The sequence below is a fragment of the uncultured Aquimarina sp. genome (assembly GCF_947496855.1).
Lineage (GTDB): Bacteria > Bacteroidota > Bacteroidia > Flavobacteriales > Flavobacteriaceae > Aquimarina.
In genome coordinates this window covers 383627-396524 of sequence record NZ_CANMED010000006.1, presented here as the reverse complement: position 1 = coordinate 396524, position 12898 = coordinate 383627, and the positions used below count along the sequence as shown (strand labels likewise).

The 12898-nt window shown below is 31.6% G+C and carries 12 protein-coding genes; 6 read left to right on the top strand and 6 right to left on the bottom strand.

Going from position 1 to position 12898, the window contains the following annotated elements:
• Positions 1 to 67: 67 nt before the first annotated feature.
• Both Q0921_RS19175 and Q0921_RS19170 read left to right on the top strand, forming a co-directional pair.
• Positions 68 to 517 carry a YHS domain-containing (seleno)protein gene (locus Q0921_RS19175; RefSeq protein WP_299259741.1) on the top strand — a complete coding sequence of 150 codons (450 nt, stop codon included), beginning with the start codon at positions 68 to 70 and terminating at the stop codon, positions 515 to 517.
• A gap of 216 nt (positions 518 to 733) precedes the next feature.
• Positions 734 to 1585, top strand: a complete 852-nt coding sequence (locus Q0921_RS19170; RefSeq protein WP_299259739.1) for a M12 family metallopeptidase — start codon at positions 734 to 736, stop codon at positions 1583 to 1585.
• 83 nt (positions 1586 to 1668) lie between these two features.
• Here Q0921_RS19170 and tyrS read toward each other — a convergent pair whose 3' ends face one another.
• The 3 genes from tyrS to Q0921_RS19155 form a co-directional block, all read right to left on the bottom strand.
• A complete protein-coding gene (tyrS, locus tag Q0921_RS19165) occupies positions 1669 to 2964 on the bottom strand; it encodes a tyrosine--tRNA ligase (RefSeq protein WP_299259737.1) in 1296 nt (431 codons plus the stop codon).
• Between the two features lie 95 nt (positions 2965 to 3059).
• Complete coding sequence (locus Q0921_RS19160) at positions 3060 to 3794, bottom strand: hypothetical protein (RefSeq protein WP_299259735.1); 735 nt, start codon at positions 3792 to 3794, stop codon at positions 3060 to 3062.
• A 1-nt stretch (position 3795) separates the two neighbouring features.
• Positions 3796 to 4380 carry a sigma-70 family RNA polymerase sigma factor gene (locus Q0921_RS19155; protein WP_299259733.1) on the bottom strand — a complete coding sequence of 195 codons (585 nt, stop codon included), beginning with the start codon at positions 4378 to 4380 and terminating at the stop codon, positions 3796 to 3798.
• Between the two features lie 111 nt (positions 4381 to 4491).
• Here Q0921_RS19155 and Q0921_RS19150 point away from each other — a divergent pair, with 111 nt between their 5' ends.
• Both Q0921_RS19150 and Q0921_RS19145 read left to right on the top strand, forming a co-directional pair.
• Positions 4492 to 7497 (top strand): tetratricopeptide repeat protein, encoded by a 3006-nt coding sequence (locus Q0921_RS19150; protein ID WP_299259731.1) that lies wholly within the window; start codon positions 4492 to 4494, stop codon positions 7495 to 7497.
• A 59-nt stretch (positions 7498 to 7556) separates the two neighbouring features.
• On the top strand, positions 7557 to 8567 hold the full coding sequence (locus Q0921_RS19145; protein WP_299259729.1) for an NAD-dependent epimerase/dehydratase family protein: 1011 nt from the start codon (positions 7557 to 7559) through the stop codon (positions 8565 to 8567).
• Here Q0921_RS19145 and Q0921_RS19140 read toward each other — a convergent pair.
• From Q0921_RS19140 to Q0921_RS19130, 3 genes are all read right to left on the bottom strand, one after another.
• Positions 8536 to 9081, bottom strand: coding sequence for a DUF4296 domain-containing protein (locus Q0921_RS19140; protein WP_299259727.1), 546 nt, complete (start codon positions 9079 to 9081; stop codon positions 8536 to 8538). The genes Q0921_RS19145 and Q0921_RS19140 overlap by 32 nt on opposite strands.
• A gap of 98 nt (positions 9082 to 9179) precedes the next feature.
• Positions 9180 to 10520, bottom strand: a complete 1341-nt coding sequence (locus Q0921_RS19135) for a dihydroorotase (RefSeq protein WP_299259725.1) — start codon at positions 10518 to 10520, stop codon at positions 9180 to 9182.
• A gap of 2 nt (positions 10521 to 10522) precedes the next feature.
• Positions 10523 to 11254 (bottom strand): polyprenol monophosphomannose synthase, encoded by a 732-nt coding sequence (locus Q0921_RS19130; protein WP_299259723.1) that lies wholly within the window; start codon positions 11252 to 11254, stop codon positions 10523 to 10525.
• Between the two features lie 174 nt (positions 11255 to 11428).
• Here Q0921_RS19130 and Q0921_RS25090 point away from each other — a divergent pair, with 174 nt between their 5' ends.
• Positions 11429 to 12082, top strand: coding sequence for a DUF4271 domain-containing protein (locus Q0921_RS25090; RefSeq protein ID WP_367183350.1), 654 nt, complete (start codon positions 11429 to 11431; stop codon positions 12080 to 12082).
• 32 nt (positions 12083 to 12114) lie between these two features.
• A complete protein-coding gene (locus Q0921_RS19125) occupies positions 12115 to 12861 on the top strand; it encodes a uroporphyrinogen-III synthase (RefSeq protein ID WP_299259721.1) in 747 nt (248 codons plus the stop codon).
• Positions 12862 to 12898: the final 37 nt, after the last annotated feature.

Below are 12898 nucleotides of genomic sequence, written 5' to 3'. Positions count from 1 at the left end.
AAAACTGTAATGTTCTTATTTTTTTACGACTGAATGGGTGTAACAATAGGAAAAACAATTACACAAAATGAAAAAGTTCATTCTCTTACTGTTTTTAGGATTAAGTGCTATTATAACTGCACAGCAGATTGATTATAATGTTAAGAAAGGGTTTGTAGCTGAAGGATATGATGTTACTGAGTACTTTAACAATAAAACCATAAAAGGAGAAAGCAAATTTATAGCTACACGTGATAAGGTGAAATATAAATTTGCAAGTCAAGCAAATCTGGAAAAATTTAAAAATAACCCAGAAAAGTTTATCCCTCAATATGGAGGTTACTGTGCTTATGCCGTTGGAGCCAAAGCTGAAAAAGTAGATATTGATCCTGAAACATATGAAATAAGAGATGGCAAATTGTATCTATTCTATAACTCTTGGGGAATAAACACTTTAACCAAGTGGAATGATGAAGGAGCCGTAACATTAAAAAATAAAGCTGATGTGAATTGGCAAAAAATAAAAATAAAAAAATAATCGAATACTTCGATACACATATAGAATGCTAAGTTTTTTTCAATAATTGATTGGTTAGTTGACAAAGCCTGCTAAGAAGAAATTCTTGCAGGCTTTGTTTTTTCTAGGCTATTATAGTATTGTAATCTGATAAAATACTATTATTAAATACTCTACAGGATTAAAATATTAAGACTGAATTTTACGTTATAGAAGTCCAACTTAAATTTTAACACAATGAAAATCAAAAAGTTTTTAAGCGTAACCGCTTTCGGAGTATCGGCAATGTTATTTGTAAATTGCCAAAACGATTCTGTATCAGAAGAAGTGACACAAGAATTTTCAAAATCTGACACCTCATCAGAAAAGTATCCTTTTACTTCTAATGAGCAGACAGTTATTAAACCTTTTTTCGGCACTGATACTGAGTTCAGTCAAGTAGATGGGAACTTAATTTTAGGAGATATGATCTTATCACCAGAACAAGTAGAAGAAACCAATAGTATTGAAAAGGGAACTATTCTTAATAACTCTTCTAGAAGATGGCCAAAATCAGGAAACACCTATGTTGTCCCTTATGTAGTAGATAGTAGGTTACCTAACAAAAGCCGTGTAACTAACGCAATGAACCACTGGAAAAACAAAACTAAAGTTCGTTTTGTAAAGAGAACCAATCAACGTAATTATGTTTATTTTACAAATGATGGAGGGTGCTATTCTTATATTGGTAAAATAGGAGGTCGCCAGATTATATCTGTTGGCAGTGGTTGTTCTACAGGTAACACAATCCATGAAATCGGTCATGCCGTAGGTATGTTCCATGAACAATCGCATCCAAGACGAGATCAAAATGTAACTATAAACTTTCAGAATATTACTCCTGGTAGAGAAGGCAATTTTAGAAAAGAAGCAGCCTCTAATGTAAAAACTACTAATTTTGACTTAGGATCAGTAATGATGTATGGTTCTTTCTTTTTTTCTAAGAATGGTCAACCGACTATTGTACGAAAAAACGGTAACACCTTTAATGTTCAAAGAAATGGATTGAGCAACAGAGATGTAAGAGTAGTTAATAAGATTTATAACTAAGTTTCGCCTCATAATATAGAAAAAGGCGTATACATAAAGATAATGTATGCGCCTTTTATAATATTATCAAATCTTAGAATACGCTATACAACTCTGATTACAAAATAGTTTTTCTTTCCTCTTTGCAATAAAACAAATTGATCATTAATCAAATCATTAGAAGTAATAGCATACCCTTCTTTTACCTTTTCTTTATTTACAGAGATAGAATTCTCCTTTAGAGCTCTTCTTGCTTCTCCATTAGACTTCAGGAATTCTGTGTGCTCTGCTAACGCTCCTATAATATCTAATCCAACATTGATCGAATCTTTAGAAATTTCAGCTTGAGGCACTCCTTCAAAAACATCCAGAAATGTAGCTTCATCTAAATCTTTTAAGTCTTCGGAAGTAGACTTTCCGAATAATATATTAGATGCTTTGATGGCATTATCCAGATCTTGCTGAGAGTGTACCATAATAGTAATCTCTTCTGCCAATTTTTTCTGAAGAATTCTCTGATGCGGAGCTTCTGCATGTGCAGCAATTAGACTTTCGATTTCTTCTTTATTCAAAAAAGTAAAAATCCTAATATACTTCTCAGCATCCTCATCACTCGTATTTAACCAGTATTGATAAAATTTATATGGTGATGTTCTTTTAGCATCTAACCAAACATTTCCTCCTTCAGATTTACCGAACTTAGACCCATCAGACTTCGTAATTAACGGGCAGGTCAATGCATATCCTTTTCCTCCACCAATACGCCTTATCAACTCAGTACCTGTAGTGATGTTTCCCCATTGATCACTACCACCCATCTGTAACGTGCAATCGTGCTCTCTATATAAATGTAAGAAATCATATCCCTGCACCAATTGGTAGGTAAACTCTGTAAAAGACATTCCATCAGAAGACTCCGAAGAAATTCTATTTTTCACAGAATCCTTAGCCATCATATAGTTTACTGTAATATGCTTACCTACATCCCTAATAAAATCAAGAAATGAAAAATCTTTCATCCAATCATAATTATTCACTAACACAGCAGCGTTAGCAGCAGAGCTTTCAAAATCTAAAAACTGCGCCAACTGTGATTTGATAGCTTCCTGATTGTGTCGTAAGGTTTTTTCGTCTAGAAGATTTCGTTCAGCTGATTTACCAGATGGATCTCCAATCATTCCGGTGGCACCACCAACTAAAGCAAAAGGCTTATGACCAGCACGTTGATAATGTGCTAATAACATAATAGGTACTAGATTCCCTATATGTAAAGAGTCTGCAGTAGGATCAAAGCCTACATATGCCGCTCTCATTTGTTCCATTAGGTATTCTTCTGTACCAGGCATAGCATCATGCAACATCCCTCTCCAGCGTAGTTCTTCTATAAAATTTACAGCCATTGTAATATAATTCAATTAGACGCGGCAAAGATAAAAATATGGATTATATAGCACTATGAATAACTGAAAAATCGTTTTCTCAACATAGTCTTTTATCACTCCTTCAGCTCCGCTTTTAATTGCATTGCTTTTTCTTTGTAGATTCCATTATAATTAATGATTTTATTGAGTATCTCTGAAGATTTTTTGATATCCCCCAGCTTAAGATGTGTAAGTGCACGATACCAATTAGCAGCTTCACCGTACCTGCTGGTATCGCTTATCATCTGAAATTGTAATAATGCTTCTTGTTCTTTTCCCGTATTAAGATAACTATTACCTAGATACAATCTAAACTGTTCTGATGTAATAAGCGAAGTAGTTTTCTCAAGTTTGGAGATTACTGCATCATAATTACCTTTAGTATAATTTTTGACAACGTCACCCCATTCGTTTGCAGTATCGCCTCTCGTACTATCTTCTGCCGGATACAGTGTATAATACGAAGCATACAAATCCGAGAAGCTATCTGTTTTACTTAAGTTATTCCATAACAATGTTCCTAGGCCGAGGATAATAACAATAGAGGCTGCAATTTTCCAATATGAAAAATAGATATTACTTTTAGATTGTTCTTCTTTTACTTCTGCACTGATTTTTTGTAATTTCTCTTTAAAATCAAGTGTATCCCTATCTCTCAATACTTGATGTAGCTCACGTTGCTTTTCTAGTTCATGTTTAAGTTCGGAATCTTCAGCTATTTCTTTTTCAAAAGCAAGCAATTCTTCCTTGGATAATGTCTGTGCAAGATACCCTTCTATTTTTTCAAATAATTCCTGAGTTCTTTCCATATTATACTTCTTTTTCAGAAGTTATTTTTAACTCCTGATACATAGGATCTTTTTCTACCTTATCGAATAAAGATTTTTTACACTCAAATTTCTTTTTTCGCGCATACCCTTCTGCATATCCAGTAATACGAGCTATTTCTTTCATGTTATTGCCAGCAAAAACCAAACCTAACACCTTTTTACATGCATCACTTAATGTAAGGAAGTATTTGCGATACACATGCTCCCTTTCTTTTTTTTCTATATCTTCTATAATATACTCTTCTGATTCTTCATTAGCTTCTATTAACTCATTATCAAAGATTAGCTTTTTTTTCTTGCGTAATCGACTTCTCCAAATATTCTTACAAACGGCATAAAAATAAGTTCGTATCGAAACATTAATATCCAGTGTATCTGACCTTAGTTTTTCATACATAACGACCAACGCATCCTGAAACACATCTTCTGCATCCTCCTCTTCCCCAGAATTCTGAAGAATATAACCTCTTATATAATTGTAATTCTTTTTATAGAAAGCTTTTATAACTACAGTATCTCCATCTGCAATTCCTTCTAAAATCTTACGTTCTTTGGGGTTATTCATAAGTTAATATCACCAAACAGTAATCTGTTACCTTAAATTTGTGAATTTTCTTTTACGATGTAAAAGTAACATTTTTACGTTCTTTGTTATTAATAAATATAGAATTCCCCTATGAAACGTTTCGAATATTATTTCAATATAACAAAATGTGTGTTTTTTATTTTAACAATCTCTTTCAACTATATCGATGCACAAAGTGTAAATGATACGATTTTAGCTTCTGAGTATTTTAAAAAAGCAGATTCTCTTTTAGTTGATAGAAAATTAGATAATTCTATTGTATATTTTAAAAAGGCACTACCCTTATATAAAAATGCGAAAGCATGGAAAACAGTAGCTAATTGCTATAATGAAATAGCCTATATTCAGTTTCAACTCCAAAAACTAGATTCATCATATTTCGCTGCAAAAAAAAGTCTTGACATATGCAAAAAGTACCTTCCTGAAAACTCTATCGAAAAAACAGTTTCTTATGAATATATTGGAAACTATCACGAAATAAAAAAGTCTGATATAGAAACTGCTCTAAGTTATTATCAAAAGTCCTATGAAATAAAAAAGAAAATCTTACCTGAAAATCATATAAGTTTTTCTTCTACATTAACCAATTTAGGATTCATTTCATATGCTAAAGGAGAATACGACAAATCAATAGAATATCATAAAAAAAGCTTATCTATAAAAAAACGCCACAAAAAAAAGAATTCAAATCTATCATATAGTTTAAACGAAATTGGAAGAATTTACATTGCAAAAAAACAACACACTAAAGCATTAGAATATTTTAAACAATCATTAATTATTTCTATCGAAACCTTCGGCTCAAACAACCTAGAAGTAGCTACTAATCTAAATAATATTGGCGTCGCCCTACGCGGAAACAAACAATACAAAGAGGCTTTAACAAAATACAGAGAAGCTTTACAGATATATATAAAATTATATGGTAATAAGCATATAAGGGTATCCAATTCTTATTATAATATTGGACTCATTTATTATGATTTAAAAGATTATGATAAATCTCTTGATTTTTATAACAAAGCTTTAAACATAAGGCTAAATGAGCTTGGAGAAGATCATCAATATATTGCTAATTCTTATTTTCTTATTGGTATTAGTTTTGATGGAAAAAAAGAATATGAAAAAGCATTAATAAACTACAAAAAAGCAGTACGTATAAATTTAAATCAATCCACTATTAATTACGGAATGGTCGCAAACATTTATAATTATATTGGAAACACTTTAAATAAAACAAAAGAATTTTCAGAAGCCATAACGTATTACGAACACGCCTTAAAAACAAATTCTATTTCTGAAAGTAGAAATTTACATTTTTTTGACTCGAATATTGCTTTAGAAACCTTACTATTCAAAGCTAAAACCTTTCAGAATTACTTTCCAAATAAAGACAGCGTCCAAAGCCTTAAAAATAGTATCCGCATTTATCAAAAAGCAGATACCTTAACAAATAGTATTAGAGAAACCTTAACAAATTATAAAGATCGAGTAACTTTTGCTAACAAAGTTAAGGAGATTTATCAAGGTGCTATTGATTCTAAATTACTTCTTCATAATCACAATCAACATAAAGATGCAATACATCAAGCATTTCTGTTTTCAGAAAAGAGCAAGGCTAATACCCTAAAAGGGTTATTAAACGATACAAATGCAAAAAACTTTGCAGGTTTACCTTCGAACCTTGTGTCATTAGAAAAAAAGTTGAGAATTGATCACGCTTTTTATCAATCGCAAATCACTAAAGAACGTTCTTCGCAAAAAATAGATTCTGGCAGTATTTCGAACTATGAAAATAAGTTATTTAATCTGTCTAGAAGGAAAGATTCCTTAACAGAAGCTTTAGAGAAAAACTATCCTAACTATTATCAACTAAAACATCAAAACGAGATTATTTCTGTTAATGATATTCAACAAAAACTGGATAATAAAACTACCTTTTTGGAATTTTTTACAGCTGATAGTGCTACCTATGCCTTTACCATTTCAAAAAGTAAAATTGATGTAAAAAAACTCACTACTCTAAAACTTACAGAGAACATTGAAGAATTAAGAACATCAATTACAGATAAAAATACTGCTAGCTATAAAAGTAATGCGCTTGAACTATACCAGCAATTGATCAGTCCTATCAAAGATCAAATCGTTGGTGATAATTTGATTATCAGCCCGGATGGCCCATTATGGCATCTTAATTTTGATTTACTACTTACTAAAGATGATAGCTCCAACAACCCTAAAAAACTATCTTATTTATTAAAAGATTATACGATTAGCTACGCCAATTCTGCTAACCTTTTATTTACCCCTCTCCTAAGCAGTGAAAAATCTAATAAATTAAAGGAATGTCTAGCATTTTCATTTTCGGACAGCACAAACATTGTAACAAGTGAGACTCTTAGTATGGCTACGCTAAGAGATACTGGAGATGACCTCCCTGGAACTCGCAAAGAAATCAAAGCAATCGCAAATATTATAGACGGAAACTATTTCTACGGATCAGAAGCTGTAGAGGCTAACTTTAAGAAAAATGCTAGCCAGTACAATATTCTACATCTAGCATTACACGGTGAGGTAGATAATGAACGACCAGAAAATTCTAAATTATTTTTCACTCAAAATAAGGATACCATAGAAGATAATCTATTGTATAGTCACGAATTATTTGCTTTAGACATCCCTTCAGAGTTAACAGTATTAAGTGCTTGCAATACTGGTACAGGTAAAATTGCAAAAGGAGAAGGTGTTATGAGTTTAGGAACTGCATTTCAATATGCGGGAACTAAAAGTCTATTATTAAGTAGTTGGGAAGTATCGGATCAAACTACTCCAGAATTGATGAAGTATTTCTATACCAACTTAAAAGCTGGCATGAATAAAGCAAAAGCGCTACAAAAGGCAAAGTTACAATATTTAAACACCGCTAACATTAATCGTACAAACCCTTTTTATTGGGGAGGTTTTTATTTGTTAGGCGATGTTTCTCCAATTCAGTTTAGCAATGATTATTCCTGGTATTGGGCAACTGGATTGGCAGTGTTTATCATACTATTTTTGAGTATAGTTTGGCTTAGAAAAAGGAAAGCTTCTTTTTAAATAAGTAAAACAAAATATTTATTCCTAATTGTTTACATTAGTGTGATAGAATAAATACTATGATATTAGTTACTGGAGCAACAGGTTTAGTAGGTACACATTTATTAATAAAACTGGTGGCAGAAAAACATCAGATACGTGCTTTATATAGAACAACTGTTAAAAAGGAATACGCAAAAACAGTTTTTTTGAAATGCTCTAAACCAGAAGATCATAATGCTTTTGATGCTATTGAATGGATACAAGGAGATCTTAATGACATTACTGCATTAACTGTTGCTTTTGAAGGAGTTACTCAGGTGTATCACTGCGCAGCTATGATATCTTTCAATCCATCGCATTACAAAAAGTTACGTAAAATAAATATAGAAGGAACTGCAAATATTGTAAACTTATCACTGATCAATAAGATACAAAAGCTTTGTTACGTAAGTTCAATTGCAACCTTAAGTGAAAACACTTCTCAAAATCCAATTAACGAAACTGCAGAATGGAATCCAGAGGTGTCTGATTCTGTCTATGCCATTACCAAGTATGGTGCAGAGATGGAAGTATGGCGTGGAACTCAAGAGGGACTTAACGCTGTAATTGTAAATCCTGGAATCATTATCGGTCCTGGTTTTTTTAATTCAGGTAGTGGATATCTATTTAAAAAAATTCATAAAGGCCTGAAATATTACACTCCCGGAACTACTGGATATGTAGCCGTTGATGATGTAGTAAAAATTATGCACCGCCTTATGAATAGCGAAATAAAAAATGAGAGATACATCTTGGTGAGTGAAAACCTAAGTTTCAAAAATGCATTTACCTTAATCGCTGAAGCTCTTAACAAACCTATCCCCAAAAAGAAAATTTCACCTTTTTTAATGAAAGTAGCATACTATCTACAACAGTTTAGTCATTTCTTTTTCCGAACTAAACAATCAATATTCAAATCCTCTATAAAAAGTGCTTTCACTAATTCTTTTTATGAAAATGAAAAGATAAAAAAAGAACTTATTTATAGTTTTACACCTGTTACAAAATCAATTGAAACTACTGCTTCTTTTTTCCTGAAAGAGGAATAGGTTTCTTTCTTTTCTTAATGGCGTTTTCTATCTCTTTCTCGATTAGTAGTTCTTCATCAATAGATTCTAGCTCATGTAAATCACCCGGTAATTTTTTTTCGACTTTAATACCTTTTTTCGCTCTTACAATAGAATCCTTTATCTTATTTATCGAATCTTCTTCTTTTTTTAGTTTCTCAAATTTTACCTTCGATTTCTCCAGGTTACTTTTTACCTTTATAAAAATCTCTTCGTATTCATCCAATTGATTTATATACCAATTATTATTTTCAGCAAACACTAAACTATCTACACCGTGTTTTTTTAAGATATATGATTCAGGGTTTATTTTTTCAATATCAAAAACCTTTTTATAACTTCCTTTTGCAGCTTTCACAAAAGCAATATCGCTAAGTATCTCTATCATTTTATCTTCTGATAGCAGATTCTCCGGCTTTTGTGTTCTATCTAGACTCTGACAGGAAAAAACTATAAGAACTAAAGAAAAAAAACTAAGTACTATTCCTTTTTTCACATTTAAATTTTATCAATTAATTATAAAGTTGAGAACGAGTATAACCACTGTATTCTCACATTAGAAATTTCAATATTCAAAATTTCTTAGTGCTTATTTTATCGATCAAAAGTTAATCGTTGCGCATTCTTAACATCATAGAATTTAAAATTCTTATACACCAGACTGCCGTTTACAAAAGTATGTGTAATTCTTGATTTAAAGGTAGTCCCTTCAAATGGAGACCATCCACACTTATATGCTATATTATCTGTATTAACAGTCCAAGGTGCATTAAGATCCACTAAAACTGCATCCGCACAATAGCCTTCTTTTATATATCCTCTCTTTTCCACCTGAAATAAAATTGCAGGATTATGGCACATTTTTTCTACAATTTTTTCTAATGAAATTTTACCCCTATGATAAAACTCTAACATTGCAGGTAATGCATGTTGCACTAAAGGACCTCCTGAAGGTGCTTTTGTATATACATTATCTTTTTCTTCTTTCGTATGCGGCGCGTGATCTGTAGCAATTACATCTAATTTATCTTTAAGCAAAGCTTCAAACAATGCATCTCTATCTTTTGATGTTTTTACCGCCGGATTCCATTTTATCAAAGTCCCTTTTTCTTTATAATCCTCATCAGAAAACCAGAGGTGATGTATACAAACTTCTGCAGTGATCTTTTTATCTTTTAACGGAATCTTATTTGTAAATAATTTCAATTCCTTTGCCGTTGAAAGATGGAAAACATGTAGTCTGGCACCTGTCTTTTTAGCAAGTGCTACTGCATTAGACGAAGAAATATAACAAGCATCTTCGCTTCTAATAATTGGATGCATCTCAATAGGAATATCTTCACCGTACTGTTCTTTATATTTTGCAGTATTCTTTTTTATTGTCTCTTCATCTTCACAATGCACTGAAATTAACAAATCTGTAGATGAAAAAATCTTTTCTAATACTTCTAAGTTATCCACCAGCATATTTCCTGTAGAAGAACCTAAAAACAACTTAAGCCCTGCAACCTTATTCCGATCCACCTTCAATATTTCTTCTAGGTTATCGTTAGTTCCTCCAAACATGAAAGAATAGTTGGCATAACTGGTTTTAGCAGCTATTTCGAACTTTTCCTCTAGCTTTTCTATAGTAGTTGCCTGTGGATTTGTATTAGGCATTTCAATAAAAGAAGTAATTCCACCAGCTACTGCAGCTCTAGATTCTGTTTCTATAGTAGCTTTATGCGTCAGACCTGGCTCTCTAAAATGAACCTGATCATCAATAACACCTGGTAAAAGATATTTCCCTTCAGCATCAAAAACTTGTACATCAGGAGATTTGGCACTTATCTGTGAAGCGATTTCTTTAAAAAAACCATTCTCTATATATACATCCCCATTAAAAGTCTTTCCTTCATTAACGATGTTAGTATTCTTAATCAATACTTTATTCATGATCATATTTCATAACTATTAAACAAACTCTCCAATTTCATTCTTAGCACGCCAAAAACTGCTTCAGAAATAATTCCTTTACTCATTTTAGAAGTTCCCCGTGTCCTATCAGTAAACACCACTGGAACTTCTTTTATTTTAAATTTCGATAAATATGCTTTAAATTTCATTTCAATCTGAAAAGCATATCCTACGAACTTAATCTTATCAAGATTAATTTTCTCTAAAACCTCTCTCTTGTAACAGATAAATCCTGCTGTAGTATCATGAACATCCATTCCTGTGATAAAACGAACATATTTAGATGCTAACCAAGATAGTAATACCCTGCTCATTGGCCAGTTTACTACATTTACTCCTGTAACATATCTTGATCCTATCGCCACATCTGATGTTCCTTTAGCACAAGCATTATATAACCTTATCAGATCATTAGGATTATGTGAAAAATCCGCATCCATTTCAAAAATATATTCATATGATCGCTCTAACGCCCATTTAAAACCGGTTATGTATGCTGTCCCTAACCCTAGCTTTCCTTTTCGTTCTACTAAAAAAAGATGTTCGGGATACTCCTTCTGCAGTTCTTTAATCTTTGCTGCTGTTCCGTCTGGAGAATTATCATCTACCACCAGAATATCAAAATTACGCTGAAGAGCAAGCACATTTTTGATAATACGCTCTACATTTTCGATTTCATTATAGGTAGGTATAATTACTAATCCATCTACCATTTAAAGTGTTTTCAGGCAAATATAACTAAATAATCGCTAGAATATTTTCAGTTTTTTACTCTAATATTACGGTTTATGTATATATACTTGGTATTTAAATTAGTGTTGCATCTTATTTCCGATACTTTATTTTATTATGTAATAAGTATGACTTAATTTTATCTTTTTCAAAGTATGGAGGTTATCACAAGAGAAATCATATCTACCGATTGGATTACTATAGTAATCCTAATGTGTTTTGTGCTTTTAGCAACAGCTAAACTCATGAATTCTGCTCGATTTTCAGAATTTGTGATGCTTTTTAACACGAACAAATATGTTGTTCTAAATCAAAAAGGAAACAAGTTATCTACCTTTTTTAATGGTGTTCTAATTTTAGTTCAGGTCCTTTCTGTTTCATTGTTCATATACCTGTGTCTAGATGTTTTGCAATGGCAATCCGATACGGTTGACGTGATATTGTATTTAAAAATAGCTTCCCTTTATTTATTTGTTTTAATATGTAAAATTTTAGTAGAAAAAATAATTTCCGCTATTTTTTCAATAGAAATTTTAATAGAAGATTATTTATTTTATAAGTTGTCATATCGCAATTTTTTAGGTGTAATATTATTACCTCTTAACTTATTATTCATTTATACTACGAAACCGTCAAAAATTGTTTTGATTATATTGATAGCTTCTTTGCTGATTTTAAACTTAATCATCCTTTTTTCTGTTTACAAGAAAAACGAAAACATCATTTTAAACCATTCGCTTTATTTTATTTTGTATCTTTGCGCACTTGAAATCGCACCCTATTTTATGCTGTACAAGCTAATTATATGATTTAGGGATACGTTTACAAATAAAGACTATATATGAAAGTGAAAACGATTTTGGTCTCGCAACCAGAGCCTAAAGTAGAAAATTCACCTTATTTCGAACTTGAGGAGAAAGAAAAGGTAAAAATTGACTTTATACCGTTTATTCACGTAGAGGGCGTAGATGCTAAGGAAGTGAGGCAACAAAAAGTGGATTTATCTCAATACACTGCTATTATTCTTACAAGTAGAAATTCTGTGGATCATTTTTTTAGAATCGCAGATGAAATGCGTTTTAAAGTTCCTGATTCGCTTAAATATTTTTGTCAAAGCGAAGCTGTTGCATACTACCTACAGAAGTACGTAGTATACAGAAAGAGAAAGATTTATGTTGGAAAACGCACATTTCAGGAATTAATGCCATTAGTTAAAAAGTATAAAAATGAAAAGTTTTTACTACCTTCTTCTGATAAATTAAAGCCTGAAATTCCTGACACACTGAATACCTTAAAATTAGAGTGGAAGCAAGCGATTTTCTATAAAACCGTAGTAAGTGATCTTTCTAATTTAAGGGATGTATTTTACGATATCTTAGTGTTTTTTAGTCCTTCAGGAATAAAGTCATTATTCGAGAATTTTCCGGACTTTCAGCAAAAGGATACTCGTATTGCTGTTTTTGGAAACTCTACAGTAAAAGCTGCAGAAGAACACGATTTGGTAGTAAATATTCAAGCTCCAACTCCTGAAACTCCTTCTATGACAATGGCACTTCAGAAATACATTAAAGAAGCAAATAAAAAATAACTTACTATTATTTTTTTGAAAATATTAAAAATAAAAA